At 58.0% G+C, this 16,382-nt stretch carries 19 protein-coding genes and 1 pseudogene; 15 read left to right on the top strand and 5 right to left on the bottom strand.

Going from position 1 to position 16,382, the window contains the following annotated elements; genetic code table 11:
- From KBF66_RS15580 to KBF66_RS15550, 7 genes are all read left to right on the top strand, one after another.
- The coding region (locus KBF66_RS15580; protein ID WP_296659135.1) for a sensor histidine kinase at positions 1-337 on the top strand (337 nt) is incomplete at its 5' end.
- A gap of 38 nt (positions 338-375) precedes the next feature.
- On the top strand, positions 376-684 hold the full coding sequence (locus tag KBF66_RS15575) for a GyrI-like domain-containing protein (protein ID WP_296659132.1): 309 nt from the start codon (positions 376-378) through the stop codon (positions 682-684).
- Positions 672-1,001: a GyrI-like domain-containing protein gene (locus tag KBF66_RS15570; RefSeq protein WP_296659130.1), complete on the top strand. Its 330-nt coding sequence runs from the start codon at positions 672-674 to the stop codon at positions 999-1,001. The genes KBF66_RS15575 and KBF66_RS15570 overlap by 13 nt, the downstream gene beginning before the upstream one ends.
- A 67-nt stretch (positions 1,002-1,068) precedes the next feature.
- Entirely contained in the window at positions 1,069-1,461 is a 393-nt protein-coding gene (locus KBF66_RS15565) for a VOC family protein (RefSeq protein WP_296659127.1), read from the top strand.
- Between the two features lie 6 nt (positions 1,462-1,467).
- On the top strand, positions 1,468-1,839 hold the full coding sequence (locus KBF66_RS15560; RefSeq protein WP_296659125.1) for a DUF1801 domain-containing protein: 372 nt from the start codon (positions 1,468-1,470) through the stop codon (positions 1,837-1,839).
- A gap of 27 nt (positions 1,840-1,866) precedes the next feature.
- The gene (locus KBF66_RS15555; RefSeq protein ID WP_296659121.1) at positions 1,867-2,340 is read left to right on the top strand and encodes a DUF6194 family protein; all 474 of its coding nucleotides are present in this window, start codon (positions 1,867-1,869) and stop codon (positions 2,338-2,340) included.
- Between the two features lie 10 nt (positions 2,341-2,350).
- Positions 2,351-2,890 (top strand): hypothetical protein, encoded by a 540-nt coding sequence (locus KBF66_RS15550; RefSeq protein ID WP_296659117.1) that lies wholly within the window; start codon positions 2,351-2,353, stop codon positions 2,888-2,890.
- Positions 2,891-2,979: 89 nt separating this feature from the next.
- Here KBF66_RS15550 and KBF66_RS15545 read toward each other — a convergent pair whose 3' ends face one another.
- A complete protein-coding gene (locus tag KBF66_RS15545) occupies positions 2,980-3,588 on the bottom strand; it encodes a Crp/Fnr family transcriptional regulator (RefSeq protein WP_296659112.1) in 609 nt (202 codons plus the stop codon).
- 83 nt (positions 3,589-3,671) lie between these two features.
- Between KBF66_RS15545 and KBF66_RS15540 the strand changes: the two genes are divergently transcribed.
- Positions 3,672-4,118, top strand: coding sequence for an isoprenylcysteine carboxylmethyltransferase family protein (locus KBF66_RS15540; protein WP_296659108.1), 447 nt, complete (start codon positions 3,672-3,674; stop codon positions 4,116-4,118).
- Between the two features lie 78 nt (positions 4,119-4,196).
- Here the strand turns inward: KBF66_RS15540 and KBF66_RS15535 are convergent.
- A pseudogene (locus tag KBF66_RS15535) lies at positions 4,197-4,400 on the bottom strand (MerR family DNA-binding protein); the annotation flags it as partial.
- Positions 4,401-4,413: 13 nt separating this feature from the next.
- Entirely contained in the window at positions 4,414-6,168 is a 1,755-nt protein-coding gene (locus KBF66_RS15530) for a thiamine pyrophosphate-binding protein (protein WP_296659105.1), read from the bottom strand.
- A 181-nt stretch (positions 6,169-6,349) separates the two neighbouring features.
- Here KBF66_RS15530 and KBF66_RS15525 point away from each other — a divergent pair, with 181 nt between their 5' ends.
- The 5 genes from KBF66_RS15525 (at position 6,350) to KBF66_RS15505 (ending at position 10,853) form a co-directional block, all read left to right on the top strand.
- Positions 6,350-7,972, top strand: a complete 1,623-nt coding sequence (locus KBF66_RS15525; RefSeq protein ID WP_296659099.1) for a tetrathionate reductase family octaheme c-type cytochrome — start codon at positions 6,350-6,352, stop codon at positions 7,970-7,972.
- A complete protein-coding gene (locus tag KBF66_RS15520) occupies positions 7,969-8,565 on the top strand; it encodes a cytochrome b/b6 domain-containing protein (protein WP_296659094.1) in 597 nt (198 codons plus the stop codon). The genes KBF66_RS15525 and KBF66_RS15520 overlap by 4 nt, the downstream gene beginning before the upstream one ends.
- A gap of 41 nt (positions 8,566-8,606) precedes the next feature.
- Positions 8,607-8,999, top strand: a complete 393-nt coding sequence (locus tag KBF66_RS15515; protein ID WP_296659090.1) for a hypothetical protein — start codon at positions 8,607-8,609, stop codon at positions 8,997-8,999.
- A gap of 243 nt (positions 9,000-9,242) precedes the next feature.
- Positions 9,243-10,412: a rhodanese-like domain-containing protein gene (locus tag KBF66_RS15510; protein ID WP_296659088.1), complete on the top strand. Its 1,170-nt coding sequence runs from the start codon at positions 9,243-9,245 to the stop codon at positions 10,410-10,412.
- A gap of 18 nt (positions 10,413-10,430) precedes the next feature.
- Positions 10,431-10,853, top strand: a complete 423-nt coding sequence (locus tag KBF66_RS15505; protein WP_296659084.1) for a hypothetical protein — start codon at positions 10,431-10,433, stop codon at positions 10,851-10,853.
- Between the two features lie 14 nt (positions 10,854-10,867).
- Here KBF66_RS15505 and KBF66_RS15500 read toward each other — a convergent pair whose 3' ends face one another.
- Positions 10,868-12,079 carry an MFS transporter gene (locus tag KBF66_RS15500; protein ID WP_296659081.1) on the bottom strand — a complete coding sequence of 404 codons (1,212 nt, stop codon included), beginning with the start codon at positions 12,077-12,079 and terminating at the stop codon, positions 10,868-10,870.
- Positions 12,080-12,182: 103 nt separating this feature from the next.
- On the opposite strand from KBF66_RS15500, the gene KBF66_RS15495 reads away from it, so the two are divergent.
- On the top strand, positions 12,183-13,031 hold the full coding sequence (locus tag KBF66_RS15495) for a DUF3050 domain-containing protein (protein ID WP_296659077.1): 849 nt from the start codon (positions 12,183-12,185) through the stop codon (positions 13,029-13,031).
- Here the strand turns inward: KBF66_RS15495 and clpB are convergent.
- Positions 13,018-15,606: an ATP-dependent chaperone ClpB gene (gene clpB / locus KBF66_RS15490; protein WP_296659074.1), complete on the bottom strand. Its 2,589-nt coding sequence runs from the start codon at positions 15,604-15,606 to the stop codon at positions 13,018-13,020. The two genes, KBF66_RS15495 and clpB, sit on opposite strands and share 14 nt — an antisense overlap.
- 226 nt (positions 15,607-15,832) lie before the next feature.
- Here clpB and KBF66_RS15485 point away from each other — a divergent pair, with 226 nt between their 5' ends.
- Complete coding sequence (locus KBF66_RS15485) at positions 15,833-16,165, top strand: YegP family protein (protein ID WP_296659070.1); 333 nt, start codon at positions 15,833-15,835, stop codon at positions 16,163-16,165.
- Positions 16,166-16,382 lie beyond the last annotated feature (217 nt).

The raw sequence follows: 16,382 nt of genomic DNA, 5'->3' as shown, positions 1-16,382 counted from the left end.
TGTGCGCAACGCGGTGAAACACGCGCCTGATGGTTCAGCCGTTGACATCAAAGCGTCGCTGCGCAGCGGGCAAGCGCAAATCGACATCCTGGACAACGGTGGCGGGGTTGCCGCAGACGAGTTGGACCGCATTTTTGAGCCGTTCACGCGTGGCCGCAACGCTGTGGGGGCTGGCCATGGCTTGGGTTTGGCGATTGCCCGCCGGGCCATACAGGCGCACGGCGGTCAGATCAGCGCCCAAAATACAGTGGCTGGCGGGTTATGCGTCAGCATAAAGCTGCCAAACTGCGTCAAGCTACCCCTGACGTTGTCGCACCTGCCACCCGGCTCTCCCTAGAAGTTCACAGAATCAAGTCAGCATTGTTTGGAGTGGCGATGGACAAAATTGACCTCAAGCTCGACATGACGCACTTGTACCAGGCCAGTGCCAAGGCCGTGGTGCAGGTGGATGTGCCGGCGTTGAACTTCCTGATGATCGACGGTGTGGGTGATCCCAACACGTCACCGGCCTATGCGCAAGCCGTGGAAGCCCTGTTTGCCGTGTCCTATGCCACCAAGTTTTTGGTCAAAAAGGGGCCGCAAGCACTGGACTACGCGGTGATGCCGCTTGAAGGGCTGTGGTGGGCCAACGACATGGCGGCCTTCTCTGGCGGCGACAAGTCACAGTGGCAATGGACGATGTGATTTTGCAGCCAGGCTTCGTCAGCCCTGACACCATTCACTGCGCAATGGCCGAGACACGAAAAAAGAAAAACCTGCCGGCTATTGACTTGCTGCGCCTGGAAGAATTTCACGAAGGACCTTGCGCCCAGTTGTTGCACGTGGGTCCATTTTCTGAGGAGGGGCCGAGCATTCAGCGTTTGCATGACTTCATTGAAGCGAAATCCAGCCGCACCGGAAAACATCACGAAATTTATCTGAGCGACATTCGCAAGGCGGCACCAGACAAATGGAAAACTATCATCCGGCAACCCATGACACCCGTTATATGCGCCCCGTGACTGGGTATTCGACTTCAAAGGCGCGTGAATCAGGTAGGTCCACTTTTTTCAAATCAAGGAGATTGCCTTGCAACCAACATCATTGTCCGCGTGCATCACCACAGTGCACGCGCCCGAATCGCGGGATTTTTACGTCAAGTATTTTGATGCAGTCATCACTTTTGATTGCGGCTGGTATGTCAATCTCACCTTTGGCAAAGGCGCCAGCCTGCAGTTCATGGCACCGCAGCCCGATCAACCGGCCTGCAACCCGGTCGGGCTCACCTACAACTTCTGCGTGCCCGACGTGGATGCCGAGCACCAGCGACTGATGGCTGCGGGGTTAAGTGCGATCATGCCGCTGGAGGACCACCCTTGGGGCGACCGCGGGTTTGCGGTTCAAGACCCAAATGGGGTGGTGCTTTACATCTACTCGGATCGAGAGCCCAGCTCAGAATTCAAGCCGTTCTACAAATCCTGAACTGCCATGACCACCCCACGCGTCGCCAATTTACTGGAAGACATTCGCCGGCTCAATATAGAGCGATTTGCGCTGGTGCAGGCGCTGCGCCAACTTCTGCTGAATTTGGACCCGAGCATTTCAGAGGAGGTCAAATATGGCGGCTTACTGTTCTCGGCGGGCAAGCCTTTTTGCGGGGTCTTTGCCTACGCGAAGCATGTGTCGTTGGAGTTTAGCGACGGTGCCTCACTGCCCGACAACCACAAGGTGCTGGAAGGCGTTGGAAAGCTGCGCCGCCATATCAAGCTAAGTGCTCTCGTTGACATTGACAAAAAGCATGTACTGCATTACCTGACGCTGGCGCTGCACGCCCTTGATGGTCCGGCTGAGCCACGCTGAGCCTTGCAGACAATCACCTGATACAGCATGACACCCGACGGCATCACTGAAGAGATTTGCCGCCGCTTTGCGGGTGTCGTGCTCAAGGACAGTTGGGGTGAAACCGCGCTGTTCTATAACCCCGGCCATTTGCTTGCCCATGGCGTGTACTTTTGCACCCTCAAGCAGCACGATGGTGCCAACGACAAGGCCTCTGCGCTGAATCGGGCCGGTGTGTTCAGGGTTGCCATCGGTGTTGCGCCAGCCAGCTATGCCAGGCTCTTTGGTAAAAAGCCCGCCCGGCCGCTCAAGGGCGGCTGCGTGACCACCGGTCATGATTTCACCGCCTTGAATGTGCTGATGCCGCACCCGGTGTACGCCTGGATGGGCTGGGCACAAATTCTGAGCCCCAGTCGAGAGCGGTTCGAGGAAATCTTGCCGCTGATCGCTGAAGCCCATTCGGCTGCGGTGGAGAAGTTCAACAAAAAAACAGCGGTTAAGCCTGCCAAAGAGAAAGCTTGATCGGCCCATCATGCCCGCCCTCTCTACGTTTGCCCTGGTCGATGAGATTCTGGATTTGCACGCCCAGGCGCTGGGGCCAGACCTGCCCGCCTACCGCAACCATGTGACCCGCGTGCTGCATTTCGTTTTTGCCATGGACCCGCAGTTGCAAAACACGGCGCAGCCCTTGCTGATAGCGGGTGCTTTTCATGACCTGGGCATCTGGACGGCCCACACCTTTGACTACCTCGACCCCTCATCGCGATTGGCGCAAGATTATCTGAAAGCACAGGGGCTTGAGCCACTTTGGCCCGAGGTGGATCTGATCGTTCAGCAGCACCACAAACTGCGTCGGTATACCGGCCCGTTTGAGGCATCTGTCGACACCTTTCGACGGGCCGATCTGGTAGACCTGTCACTGGGTTTGATTCGCGCCGGTCTCAAGCCAGAGTTCATCCGGGCGGTGCGGGTGCAGTTCCCCAATGCCCATTTTCACAAGCGACTGGCGACGTTCACAGGCCAGCAGTTTCTGCGCACACCATGGAACCCCTTGCCAATGATGCGGTGGTAAGCATTGGCTTGCTTTGTCATGAACCCCACCGGCACTGGCATCTCGCGATTGGTTCTTGTCAACATAAACATGGGGTTCACCAAGGCCATTCAAGGAATGCCGCCTGCTGATTTTCCTGATCGTTGGTTTAGTCGGGACTTGATGCGACTCAGTGCCACGGGTGTTACCCGAATGTAGCTTGCAATATCGCGCTGACGCAGGACCGCCACCAAAGAAGGGTAGTCGTTCAGGAACCGAAGATACCTGTCTTCTGGCGTCAGCGTGAGCAGCTCCATTTCACGGCGCTCCTTTCGCTGACCATAGAACTTGAGGGCATTGGCAACGGCCCTCTGCCAGGCGATATGCCGATCGGCAAGGTGTTGCAAAACCGAATAGTCAATTTCGTGGATGCAGGACTGCGTTTCTGCGTAAGCAGAGAAACTTGTCAGGCCATCATCTCCGAGCGCACTGAGACTTGCAAAAAGAACGCCCGCCTCGGCGAAACCCTTGACCCATGCGTCGCCGCTAGCGGTTTCGTAAACCATCTTTATGACACCAGCGTTGACGACAAAGATGCTTGGCTTATGTTCGCCGGCCAGGAATAGCGCCGCGTGTGGTTTGAGTCGCCTTTCGCGAACCGACTGTTCAAAAGCTGGCCATTCAGGAAGTTCGGCACCGGCGAGGTGACGAAAAACATCGTGAGTGGAAAAATTCGACATTTGCAGATTGTTAACCCAGGTTATCGATGTTTTTCAGGGGGTTGAAGATACTGCGAGAACTCAATCGTCGCAAGGCCTTCTCCATGAAAAAACTATTGCTGCCACCCTTCGTCTGGTTTGTATCCGCTGTGGCCATGCTTCTTCTCCATCTGACGATTCCTATCGATACGTGGCTACCCCAACCCTACAGCTTTCTTGGGTCGGTGGCGATCGTGACCGGGCTTGGAATTGCCAGTTGGCATTCTCGACTTTTCCGTCAACTTTCGACCAACATTGACACCTTCGGAACCCCGGGGCAGTTGACAACAGAAGGCTTGTTCAGTCGAACGCGCAACCCGATGTACCTGGGCTTTTTGATGGCGCTGGTTGGCGTTGCCTTTGTTCTGGGGACCGTTTCGCCGCTGGTTGGCCCCGCAGCGTTCTTTGGGCTGGCGCAATATGTCTACATCCCGTTTGAGGAGCGAGCGATGGCCTTGAAGTTCGGTGAAAAATATCTCGAATACCAGCGTTCGGTTTCACGTTGGCTCTAGTGTCCCGTGAGTTCGCACCCGCCTCGCCAGAACAGACCACAGTTGAGGCCGGAGCGATCACCTTGTCGCAGGTAACGCTCAAGCCGGGGCTTGACCACCGATCAACGGACATGCGATCACAATTCTTACAGCCAGTTGCTCCCGAAGTTGCCGCAGTGCTTCGATGCGCGTATCAATTTCCTTCAGTTTTTCACCCAGCACCATGGCAATGGCTGGGCCTGGATCGGCGGCGTCCCAAATGTCGGGCAACTTGCGCCCGATTTCGGTCAAAGTAAAGCCGAGCTGTTGCGCTGCGCTACAACCCGCGTTGCAGCGCCGCTTGGGTGATGTCGTTCAAGCTGCCACGGGTGGTGATGGCCTGTGGGTCTTGCATCAATTCGATCAGCGTACCCTTGGTACGCACCAGAGCCGCCAGCAACTCGGGCTCGAACTGCTCGGTTCGATCAATGCGCACCCCCACAAAACCATAAGCCTGCGCCAGGGCACAAAAATCCGGGTTGTGCAAGGCCGTGCCACTGGCGCGCTGTGGAAATTCACGCTCCTGATGCATCCGGATGGTGCCATACATGCCGTTGTTGAGCAGCAGGATGATGGTCTTGGCACCGTGTTGCACGGCGGTCGCCAGCTCTTGCCCGTTCATCAAAAAGTCGCCATCGCCGGTGATGGTGAACACCGTGCGCCCGGTGGTGATGGCAGCCGCAATGCCTGCGGGCACGCCATAGCCCATGGCCCCATTGGTGGGCGCAAGCTGTGTCTTGTGCCCTTTGGCCAAGCCGTGGTAGCGGTAAAAACGGTGCAGCCAGCTGGCAAAGTTGCCCGCACCATTGGTCAGCACCGCATCCACCGGCAAATGCTGTTGCAGCGTGGCGATGATCTGCGGCATGTTGACAATGCCGTGTTCGGTGTCTGCGGGTAGCGCAGCAATGGCAGTGGGCCGCAGGTTGGCCAGGTAATCGGCCTGCGCCTGTGCCGCCCAATCAGGCCAGCACGCGCTCTCGGGTGGCGCCATTTGCTGCAGCGCGGCGGCAGCCGCCGACATGCCGCTTTGTAGCGCCAGATCGGCCTGAAACACCCGGTTGAGTTCGTCGGCGCCTGGGTGGATGTGCACCAGCGTCTGCCTTGGCCGGGGCGACTCGATCAGGCTGTAACCCGCGCTGGTGATTTCTCCCAGGCGACAGCCCAGCGCCAGAATCAGGTCGCTGCGCTTGATGCGCGCCGCCAGCGTCGGGTTGATGCCCAACCCCACGTCACCCGCGTAGTTGGGGTGGTGGTTGTCAAAGGTGTCCTGAAACCGAAACGCATTGCACACCGGCAACTGCCAGCGCTGCGCAAAACCCTGCAAGTCGGCCGCCGCCTGCTCAGTCCAGCCACTGCCCCCGGCAATGACCATTGGACGCTTTGCTTTCAATAGCATCTCACGCAATTGAGATATGGGCTGGATGCCGATTTCTGCCTCAACCCGCGCAACGCGGGGCAGCGCCATTGGCGCGGTAACGCTGGCAATCCCGGGCGGCATCACTTGGTTCAGCATGTCTTCGGGCAGCACCACAACCACCGGGCCCGGGCGGCCGTTCATGGCGGTGGCAAAGGCGCGCGCCACATATTCAGGGATGCGCCGGGCGTCGTCAATGCGTTCCACGCGTTTGGCCATGCCCTGCGTGCTTGGCCCGAAAAAGCTCAGATAGTTGAGCTCCTGAAACGCCTCGCGGTCACGTGTGTCGCTGGCGACATCACCCACAAACAGCACCATGGGGGTGCTGTCCTGGTACGCGGTATGCACGCCAATCGACGCATTGGTGGCGCCCGGGCCACGCGTGACAAAGCAAACGCCCGGGCGACGCGTGAGCTTGCCCTGCGCCTCGGCCATAAATGCCGCCCCACCCTCCTGTCGGTTGGCGACAAAGGTGATGTGATCGCGATACTGGTGAAAGCCGTCGAGTACCGCCAGGAAGCTCTCGCCAGGCACGCCAAACGCGTGGGTGACACCTTGGGCGATCAGGCACTGCACCAGCAGATGGCCGGCGATTTGAGGAGGGGGCAGATGGGTCATCGCCAAATTGTGCCGCCAAACGGACTTGTCCATTCGCACGCGAAATCGACAGAAATGTTGTCCTACATCAAAGTCCGGACACCGAGTTTTTGACGCACGTCAAATATATATCAGTCAAGCGTGATGAAAATCAACGCCGTGGTAAATCCGGGTTTTCGGGGTTCACCAGAAAAGGCAAGACATGCAAACCAAACTTCAACGCACCCTCTCCTTGCTCAGCATCGCCGGGCTTCTTGGTTTTGGCCTAGCGCCGCCAGCCCAAGCGCAAGACGCCAAGCCACTCAAGCTCAACACCACGGCAGACCATTCCAAGTTCAAAGAGCTTCAACGCGAGTTCACCTCGGGCCCGGACCTGACCAAGGCCTGTATCAGCTGCCACACCGAGGCCGCCGGGCAAATCCACCGCACCAAACACTGGAAATGGGAGTACACCAACCCCGACACCAAACAGTTGCTGGGCAAGAAAAACGTGGTCAACAATTTCTGCATCTCGATCGCGTCGAACGAGGCCGCGTGCAACTCCTGCCATGTGGGTTACGGCTGGAAAGACGCCTCGTTTGACTTCAAGTCCGAAGAAAACGTCGACTGCGTGGTCTGCCACGACACCACCGGCAACTACAAGAAACCCTCGGGCTTGGCCGGCAACGTGGTCACCAAAGACACCGAGTTTCCCCCGGGGTCAGGCAAATTCATCAAGGGCATCGACCTGACCAAGATCGCGCAAAAGGTCGGCAAGTCCAGCCGCGACACCTGCGGTGCCTGCCACTTCAATGGCGGCGGCGGCGACGGCGTCAAGCATGGCGACATGGACAGCTCATTGGCCGCCCCAGAAAAATCAGTGGATGTGCACATGGATGCTTCAGGGCTGGATTTCACTTGTGGCACCTGCCACAAGACCTCCAGCCACGATGTGGCCGGCAGCCGCTACAGCCCCACCGCCAAAGACGCCAAGGGCGCTCACCTGCGTGGTGCCAGCGACAACGGCAACCCGGCAACCTGCGTCTCGTGCCACGGCAGCGGCCCGCATAAAACCAAGGCGCGACTCAACCAGCACACGGCCAAGCTGGCCTGCCAAACCTGCCACATTCCGGAGTTTGCGCGTGGCGGCATTGCCACCAAGATGAACTGGGACTGGTCCACCGCCGGTCAACGCGATGCCAAGGGCGAGCACATCGTGCGCAAAGACGCCAAAGGGCACATCACTTACGAATCTCGCAAAGGCGACTTCGTGCTGGCCGAAAACGTGAAGCCCACCTACCTGTGGTTCAACGGGCAGGTGAACTACACCCTGAAGACCGACAAACTCAACATCAACGCGGCAGTGACCCCGATCAACACGCTCGGTGGCAGCTCCACCGATGGCAAGTCGATGATCTGGCCGATCAAGCGCTTTGGTGGCAAACAGCCTTACGACACCGTCAATCTGACCCTGTTGACCCCCCATACCGCCGGCAATGACGACACCGGGTATTGGAAGAACCTCGAGTGGAACAAAGCGCTGGAAGCCGGCGTGAAGGTGTCAGGCGTGCCCTACTCCGGCAAGTTTGACTTCGTCAAAACCCAAATGGATTGGCCCATCACCCACATGGTGGCCCCCAAAGAAAAGGCGCTGGGCTGTGTCGACTGCCACAGCAAAGACGGCCGCCTGGCCGGACTCGACGGCATCTACATGCCGGGCAGCGGCAGCACCGCCTGGATTGACAAGTTGGGCTGGGGCATGGCGCTGCTGGTGCTGATTGGCGTGATCGGCCACGGCGCACTGCGTGTGGTGACTCAGCGTAAAACGGCAGGAGCAACAAAATGAGCGAACGTGTCTATCTGTTCAAGGGTTTTGAGCGCTTTTGGCATTGGTCTCAGGCGGCGCTGATCATCTTCATGCTGATCAGCGGCTTTGAAATCCGGGGGACTTACACGCTGTTCGGGTTTGAGAAAGCGGTGGATTACCACACCGTGGCCGCCTGGACGCTGGTGGGGCTGTGGGTGTTTGCCATCTTCTGGCATGTCACCACCGGTGAGTGGCGCCAGTACATCCCCACGACCGACAAGATCGTGGCGATCATGAACTACTACTCGTCGGGCATCTTCAAGCACGAGCCGCATCCGTTCAAACCCAGCTCAAGGCAAAAGCACAACCCGCTGCAGCGCCTGACGTATCTGGCGATCTTGACGCTGCTCAGCCCGCTGCTGTGGATCAGCGGCTGGTTGTACCTGTTCTATGAAGACTGGGCCGCCTGGGGCTTGAGCGGTCTGCAACTTGAATGGGTGGCCACGGCGCATGTGGTCGGTGCCTTCTTCATGCTGGCATTCCTGATTTCGCATCTGTACCTCGCGACCACCGGGCACAAGGTGACCTCACAGATCAAGGCCATGATCACCGGCTGGGAAGAGCTGGACTGATCGCCCCACCCAGACACAGCAACACTTTTTTAGGAGCAATAATGAAACTATCGACCACCCTGACCTCTGCCGCCCTGCTTGCCTTGCTAGGCGCGTCCTTCTCTGCACAAGCCTACGACGCTGACTGGAAACGTGGCCGCGTGTATTACCGCAGCGTCTGCACCTCGTGCCACGTGGCCCTGCCGCTGGGTGCCATCAACCCCAGCACCAAGACCAAGGCGGACTGGAGCGCCTACCTGCAAGCCGACAAACACGCCAAAGGCAAAGAAACAGTCAGCAAATACGTGAGCAAAGCCTACCGCGCCAGCATCAAGTCGGCCAACAAGGCTGCCGAGAAGTTTGCCGAAACGCCCGACCAGGAACTCGCCGATGACATCAAGGCGTTCTTGCTCAAAGGAGCCAAAGACGGCGATGCGCCGGCCAGCTGCAGCTAAGCATTCGCGCCTCAAGATCGACCTGCGGGTAAAACGCCCGCAGGCGCATCGGCTACACACCCGCTTTAGGACAACAGCATGACTGGCAAGACATGCGCATCGCTTGTCGCTGATGAACACCACGCTGGTGCTGGGCACCTTTAGTGCCGCCTTGCTGTCGCACCAACTCCTCCCAAATCGCCCGCCCAAACTCGAGTATTGGTCGGCTGATGCAGGAATCAACCCAATTTTTTAGGAGTCATCATGAAGTTCAAACATGTTTCATTGCTGGTTGCTTTGTTTGCCGCCTTAGCGGCGGGGCCAGTTCAGGCGCAGACGACTGCGCCTGCGGCAGCCGCATCCGCTGAGGCGCCCAAATACTCACCCGAGAACCCGGCGCCGGGCTGGTACAGCAAGCTTGTCAAGCTGGACTTTGTCGAGAAGCAAGCCGTCTTGCCCAAGATTGACGGGGTCTTGCTGATTGACTCGCGCCCGGGCGCCCGCAAGTACGACCTGGGACACATTCAAACGGCCATCAACATTCCCGACACCAGTTTTGACAAACTCGCGCCCACCATGCTGCCCGCCGACAAGGCAACCTTGTTGGTGTTTTACTGCGAGGGTTACGATTGCATGCTCAGCCACAACTCGGCACACAAGGCGGAGAAGCTCGGCTACACCAACGTGCGTGTGTTCGCCGAAGGTTTTCCGGGCTGGATCGCCGGTGGTAACCTGCACGCCGTCAGCGTGGCTCACCTCAAAAAGCTGATGGATGAAAAGACGCCCATGACGCTGGTGGACTCACGCCCCAAAGAGCGCAAGTACGACCTGGGCCACATTCCGGGAGCCATCAGTCTGCCGGACTCGCAATTTGACAAACTTGCCGCCGAGCGCCTGCCCAAAGACAAGGCGGCCGCGCTGTTCTTCTATTGCGAGGGTTTGAGCTGCCGACTGAGCAACGACTCAGCCCTCAAGGCCATCAAACTTGGCTACACCAACGTCAAGGTTGTGCCCGAAGGCTACCCGGCTTGGGAGAAAGCCTATGGCGCAGGGCCCACAGCGGCAGGCGGCACAGCAGCGCCAAAAGCACCTGCGATTGAGGCCGGCAAAGAGTCGGGCACCATCTCGGTGGCGTCGTTTGAGCGAATCTACAAAGAATCGCCCGGTTCCGTGCACCTGATTGATGTACGCGAGCCTGCCGAAATGGCCACGGGCACCTTTAAAGGCGCCATCAACATGCCTGTGAGCACGCTCGAGAAGAACATCGACAAACTGCCGACCGACAAGCCCATCATTTTCTTCTGCGGTGCCGGAGCCCGCAGCGGCGAAGCCCACGATATGGTCAAGCTCTACAAGCCGGAAATCAAAACAGTGTTTCTGGACGCCGGCATCAAATGGGCCAAAGATGGCTCCTACACCCTTAAAGCCAATTAACTCCAAAGGAAATAGCCTATGAAACGCACCACCCTTGCATTCGCTGCATTGCTGGCACTCTCAGTCAGCGGCATGGCTCAAAGCCAAACCGAGACTTTTTTCAATGTCACAAGTGCTGACAACCAGGCACAAGGCATGGCCATGGTGCTGGCAGGACAGATGGCTGAACAGAAGGCGGCGGTGCGCATTCTGCTGTGCGGTGCTGCCGGTCAACTGGCGCTGAAATCCTATGAGCCAGCCGCCCTGAAGCCTCGCAACGTCACCCCCAAACAGATGATGACGGGCTTGATCAAGGCAGGCGCTACCGTGGAGGTTTGCGCGCTGTTTTTGCCCAATGCCGACAAAACACCGGCAGACCTGATCGAAGGTGTAGCGGTGGCAAAGCCGCCAGAAGTGGCCGCCTACATGACCAAACCGGGCGTTCGCGCCTTCGGCTTCTAAGACCTGCCAAGTTGTCAGCGTGGTGTTCTGGCGCCCACTCCTAGAGCCACACCCACGCTGAGCAACAGCACCAATGCGGCTCCCAACAGCGTCGCGGCATACCAGCCACGGTCCATCATGGCACCAAAAATCAGGGGCGAAATGGCAAACCCCGAGTCCAATCCCGAATACACCAGGCCATAAACTCGCCCGGTTGCGCCTTTGGGTGTGGCTTTCTTGATCATCATGTCGCGCGACGGACCACCAATACCGATGGCGAAGCCGGTGGAGGCCAGCACAGCCATGGTCATCGCCGGCCCCAAAATGCCCATCCCACACACTGCCAGCAGAGCGGCACCAGCGGTCATCGACAGGGCCACCACCCGGTCGCTGTGGCGCGAGTTCGCCGCAACAATGCCCCCCACAAACATGCCCCCGGCACCGCACAACATGTAAGCGGTCAGCGTCAATGTGGCCGACTCAAAGCTGATGCCATGCAGGGCTTTGAGGATCGAGACTGAAAAACTCTGCACCACCGCCAGTGTCATGGTCGACAGTAGAAAAAAAGCAAAACACCACCATACCACCGGCAGTTTCATGAAAGCCATGCTGTGCTCTGCAGGTGTGCCAGGGTGGGGGACGGCCACATGGGTCAGCAATTTGTCGCGTTGAAAAACCATCAGCGACAAAATGCCGACATACAGCACCGCTGCGACCAGGTACGCCATACGCCAGTTGCTCAGCGCGCTGATGCCGACAAAAAACACGGGTGCCAGCGCCCAGCCCAGATTGCCGGTCAACCCATGCGCGCTAAAGGCATAGCCAAGCCTTGGAGCAGACACGCGCTGGTTCAGTATGGTGAAATCCACCGGATGAAATGTGGCGTTGGCCATGCCCGCTACCGCCGCCACCGCCAGCAGCGTGCTGTAGCCTTTTGCCATAGCGGCCATCAGACAGGCCAGAACAAACAGGCCAATCGCCGCAAACAACATGGGCCTAGCCCCGACTTTGTCCACCACAAAGCCTGCGCTGGCCTGCCCGATACCAGACACCACAAAAAAGGTACTGACCAGCAAACCAAGTTCCGAATAGTTCAGACCAAATTCGCTCATAAAGACCGGGAACAGGGGTGGCAACAACAAATGGCCAAAGTGCGATGAGGCATGTGCCAAGCCGACCAGCGCGATGATGACGGCGTCCTGTTGCAGGGGAACCGGGGTGGGCAAGGCTTGCGTTGAAATCGTCATGGGTGGATATTAGCGTGCAGCCACCCCCACTGCAGCAGGGTGGTGTCTTTAGCTCCGCCATTGCCGATGGCCCGGATCGTAAACTCTTGCATTTTTGATTGATATGTCTCGTTCATCCGGCTTCACTCCCGACATCGTGGCGGATCTTGCACCGCAACTCGATACTCATCCTGTTTACGCCTCGGTCCAGACGATCGCCGACTTGCGTCAGTTCATGGCACAGCATGTTTACTCGGTTTGGGACTTCATGTCCCTGCTCAAGTGCCTGCAAGGGCATATTGCCCCCACCACCCTGCCCTGGAAACCACGCAGCAGCGGCGAGGTGCGGTATTTCGTCAACCAGATCGTGGTGGGTGAGGAGTGTGACGAAGGTTTGCCCGATGCCGATGGACAGCCCACCCATACCAGTCATTTCGAGCTCTATTGCCAGGCCATGCGTGAAATCGGCGCAGACCCTGAACCCGCCATCACTTTTGTCAACCTTGCCGCTGAGCACGGACTGGAGACTGCATTGGGCAAGAACATTGCACCGGTAGCCGCCGCTGCTTTTATGCGCAAAACCTTTGGCTTCATTGACAGCGGAAAGCCGCACGTCGTTGGAGCCGCCTTCGCCCTAGGGCGTGAGCACATTATTCCCAATATGTTCAGGGCACTGCTTGCCCGCATGGGAATCGACGCCCAATCGGCACCCGCCTTTCACTTTTATCTTGAGCGACACATCCATCTGGACGAAGACTTCCATGCACCTTTGGCGCTGCGCATGGTGCACGAGTTGGTCGACAACAACCCCAAGCGTCTGACCGAAGCCAAGTCGGCGGCTCGCCAAGCGGTACAGGCACGCCTGAAATTCTGGACCGGGGTCCAGAAAACGCTGGAATCATCCAACAAAAAAATAGCAAAGAATAGCCGCCCTACAAGCGCTGGACGGCAAAAATCCATCAAGAGAAGCTGAACTGCCCCGGTGCGCGAATCGGGTCCACGTCCACCTTGATCGTGTCCTTGGGCGCAAAGCGACCCTCGAGCAGGAGCCTGGACAACGGGTTCTCGATCCGCTGCTGAATCGCGCGTTTGAGTGGCCGTGCGCCAAACAACGGGTCAAACCCGACCTTGGCGAGTTCTGCCACCGCCGCTTCGCTGACCTCCAGACCCAGCTCCATGTGCGCCAGTCGTGCTGTCAACACGGCCAACTGGATGCGCGCGATGTCGGCAATGTGTGACGCATCGAGCGCGTGGAACACCACGGTCTCGTCGATACGATTCAAAAACTCGGGGCGGAAATGGTTCTTCAGCTCAGCCGTCACCGCATCCTTGATGTCGTCGGCGTCCTCTCCCACCATCGCCTGAATCATCGATGAGCCGATGTTGCTGGTCATCACGATCACCGTGTTCTTGAAATCCACGGTCCGTCCCTGCCCGTCGGTCAGTCGCCCATCGTCAAGCACCTGCAACAGCACATTGAACACATCCGGGTGCGCTTTTTCCACCTCGTCAAGCAGTAGCACGGCATAGGGTTTGCGCCGCACGGCCTCGGTCAGATGCCCGCCTTCTTCATAACCAACATAGCCTGGAGGCGCACCAATCAAACGTGCCACGCTATGTTTTTCCATGAACTCGCTCATGTCGATGCGAATCAAATGGTCTTCCGAATCAAACAGAAAACCCGCCAGCGCCTTGCACAACTCGGTCTTGCCCACCCCGGTGGGACCCAGGAACAGAAACGAGCCTGTGGGCCGATTCGGGTCAGACAAGCCTGAGCGCGAGCGCCGGATGGCGTTGGCCACGGCGGCAATGGCTTCGTTCTGCCCCACTACACGCTGGTGCAGCTTGGCTTCCATCTGCAGCAGTTTGTCGCGCTCGCCCTGCATCATTTTGGACACCGGGATGCCGGTGGCGCGGCTTACCACCTCGGCAATCTCTTCAGCACCCACTTGCGTGCGCAGCAGACGAGGTGCAGCACCGGCACCCCGGTTGGCTTCCTTGTCTTGGGCCTCTTTCAGACTCTTTTCGAGCGCGGGCAGCTTGCCGTATTGCAGTTCGGCCACGCGGTTGAAGTCGCCCTTGCGGGTCAGTGTCTCAATCTGGGTCTTGAGTTGGTCGATCTGCTCGCGCAGGTCGCCGCTACCTTGGGCACTGGCCTTTTCGCTCTTCCAGATTTCGTCGAGGTTGGCGATTTCCTTTTGCAATGAGACGATCTCCTCGTTAATCAGCTCCAGGCGTTTGATCGAGGCCTCGTCTTTCTCCTTTTTGACAGCTTCGCGCTCAATCTGCAACTGGATCAACCGGCGGTCAAGCTTGTCCATCACCTCGGGCTTGGAGTCCATCTCGATCTTGATCTTGCTGGCGGCCTCGTCAATCAGGTCAATGGCCTTGTCGGGCAAGAAGCGGTCGGTGATGTAGCGGTGGCTCAACTCGGCGGCGGCCACAATGGCCGGGTCGGTGATGTCGACGTTGTGGTGTTTCTCGTAACGCTCTTTCAGCCCGCGCAGAATCGCAATCGTCGCCTCGACGGTTGGCTCACCGACCAGGATCTTTTGGAAACGCCGCTCCAGTGCGGCGTCTTTCTCGATGTATTTACGGTACTCGTCCAGGGTGGTGGCGCCCACACAATGCAGTTCGCCGCGCGCCAGGGCGGGCTTGAGCATGTTGCCGGCGTCCATCGCGCCTTCTGCCTTGCCGGCACCGACCATGGTGTGCAACTCGTCAATGAAGACGATGGTCTGGCCCTCGTCCTTGGCGAGGTCTTTGAGCACGTTTTTCAGGCGCTCTTCAAACTCGCCCCGGAACTTGGCACCCGCCAGCAGCGATGCCATGTCCAGCGACAGAACGCGCTTGCCCTTGAGCGAGTCGGGCACTTCACCGGCAACGATGCGCTGCGCCAAACCTTCGACAATTGCGGTTTTGCCCACGCCAGGTTCACCAATCAAGACCGGGTTGTTCTTGGTGCGGCGTTGCAGCACCTGAATGGCACGGCGGATCTCGTCGTCCCGGCCAATCACCGGGTCAAGCTTGCCCATGCGAGCGCGCTCGGTCAGGTCCAGGCAATATTTTTTAAGCGACTCACGCTGGTCTTCGGCGTTGGCGCTGTCCACACTCTGGCCGCCACGCACCGCGTCGATGGCCGCCTCCAGGCTTTTTCGGTTCAGTCCGTTGGCACGGACAACGTCACCCAGTGCACTCTTGGCTTCCGACAGGGCCAAAAGAAACAACTCGCCGGCAACAAACTGGTCACCACGTTTGATCGCTTCCTTCTCCGTGGCTTGTAACAGCTTGCCCAAATCGGGTCCACCCTGCACCTGATCCTGCCCGGTCACCTGAGGCAGTCTTTTCACGGCCGCCTCGGCCGCAGTCAGCAGGCCGCCGAGGTTGACACCGGCGCGCTGCAGCAAGGCCTTGGGGCCGTCGTCCTGCTTGAGCATCGCTACCAACAGATGAGCAGGCTCAATGTAGGCATGGTCGCCCGCCAAAGCCAAAGACTGCGCATCGGCCAAAGCTTCCTGAAACTTGGTCGTCAATTTCTCGTGTCGCATGTTAAGTCCTCCTAATTAAGCCGCAGCTTGTGGCATCGGCGGACTTTTCAAGGGATTCACCCTAGTGAATCCACACCATGCCCGGAACGACAACCAGGGCGCAGGTGAACTGCCAAAGTGCTACATTCCCCCTGTCAATGCATTGACCTGTGACGTTCACAGTGACTCTGGCGGCTTGGCGTTTTTACCAAGTTCCTTCAACTTTTTACCCAGATGGAGACGATACATGGCTGGATGGTATGTTTTAAACAAGAATGACAAAGGGCAGTACTCTTTTGCCCTCAAGGCAGGCAACGGCGAGACGATTCTGCGCAGCGAACAGTATGAGAGCAAGGCATCGGCAGAAAACGGCATTGCATCGGTGCAGAAGAACAGCGTCGAAGAAGCACGCTTTGACCGCAAAGACGCCTCTGACGGGCGTTTTTATTTCAACCTGAAGGCTGGCAATCACCAGGTCATCGGTACCAGCCAGATGTACAAGACAGCGGCGAGTCGTGACGCAGGCATTGAGTCGGTGAAAACCAACGGGAGCGCGACCACAGTCAAGGCAGATGCCTGAACAAGCGCCTATCAGGGCGCAGACCAGTCCGCTCTGATGAACCCGCGAAACGCAAAACGGGTTAGCAGTGAAACTCTGCTAACCCGTTGTTTTATATGGTCGGAATGAGAGGATTCGAACCTCCGACCCCTTCGTCCCGAACGAAAAAATGTATTTTCCAAGGAAATCCAGATAGATAATGAAAAGTGAAAAAATATCATTGTAATCAACAGCTTAA

Source organism: Rhodoferax sp., from assembly GCF_018063565.1.
Lineage (GTDB): Bacteria > Pseudomonadota > Gammaproteobacteria > Burkholderiales > Burkholderiaceae_C > Rhodoferax.
The sequence above is the reverse complement of the archived record's forward strand: the minus strand, read 5'-3'. Positions and strand labels throughout refer to the sequence as shown.

What these genes read in the sequence shown, in the direction of transcription:
- KBF66_RS15575 (WP_296659132.1), top strand. Translation starts at nt 376, where the DNA reads ATGGACAAAATTGACCTCAAGCTCGACATGACGCACTTGTACCAGGCC.
- KBF66_RS15560 (WP_296659125.1), top strand. Translation starts at nt 1,468, where the DNA reads ATGACCACCCCACGCGTCGCCAATTTACTGGAAGACATTCGCCGGCTC.
- KBF66_RS15570 (WP_296659130.1), top strand. Translation starts at nt 672, where the DNA reads ATGGACGATGTGATTTTGCAGCCAGGCTTCGTCAGCCCTGACACCATT.
- KBF66_RS15520 (WP_296659094.1), top strand. Translation starts at nt 7,969, where the DNA reads ATGAGCGAACGTGTCTATCTGTTCAAGGGTTTTGAGCGCTTTTGGCAT.
- clpB (WP_296659074.1), bottom strand. Translation starts at nt 15,606, where the DNA reads ATGCGACACGAGAAATTGACGACCAAGTTTCAGGAAGCTTTGGCCGAT.
- KBF66_RS15515 (WP_296659090.1), top strand. Translation starts at nt 8,607, where the DNA reads ATGAAACTATCGACCACCCTGACCTCTGCCGCCCTGCTTGCCTTGCTA.
- KBF66_RS15550 (WP_296659117.1), top strand. Translation starts at nt 2,351, where the DNA reads ATGCCCGCCCTCTCTACGTTTGCCCTGGTCGATGAGATTCTGGATTTG.
- KBF66_RS15555 (WP_296659121.1), top strand. Translation starts at nt 1,867, where the DNA reads ATGACACCCGACGGCATCACTGAAGAGATTTGCCGCCGCTTTGCGGGT.
- KBF66_RS15525 (WP_296659099.1), top strand. Translation starts at nt 6,350, where the DNA reads ATGCAAACCAAACTTCAACGCACCCTCTCCTTGCTCAGCATCGCCGGG.
- KBF66_RS15500 (WP_296659081.1), bottom strand. Translation starts at nt 12,079, where the DNA reads ATGACGATTTCAACGCAAGCCTTGCCCACCCCGGTTCCCCTGCAACAG.
- KBF66_RS15545 (WP_296659112.1), bottom strand. Translation starts at nt 3,588, where the DNA reads ATGTCGAATTTTTCCACTCACGATGTTTTTCGTCACCTCGCCGGTGCC.
- KBF66_RS15530 (WP_296659105.1), bottom strand. Translation starts at nt 6,168, where the DNA reads ATGACCCATCTGCCCCCTCCTCAAATCGCCGGCCATCTGCTGGTGCAG.
- KBF66_RS15510 (WP_296659088.1), top strand. Translation starts at nt 9,243, where the DNA reads ATGAAGTTCAAACATGTTTCATTGCTGGTTGCTTTGTTTGCCGCCTTA.
- KBF66_RS15505 (WP_296659084.1), top strand. Translation starts at nt 10,431, where the DNA reads ATGAAACGCACCACCCTTGCATTCGCTGCATTGCTGGCACTCTCAGTC.
- KBF66_RS15485 (WP_296659070.1), top strand. Translation starts at nt 15,833, where the DNA reads ATGGCTGGATGGTATGTTTTAAACAAGAATGACAAAGGGCAGTACTCT.
- KBF66_RS15540 (WP_296659108.1), top strand. Translation starts at nt 3,672, where the DNA reads ATGAAAAAACTATTGCTGCCACCCTTCGTCTGGTTTGTATCCGCTGTG.
- KBF66_RS15495 (WP_296659077.1), top strand. Translation starts at nt 12,183, where the DNA reads ATGTCTCGTTCATCCGGCTTCACTCCCGACATCGTGGCGGATCTTGCA.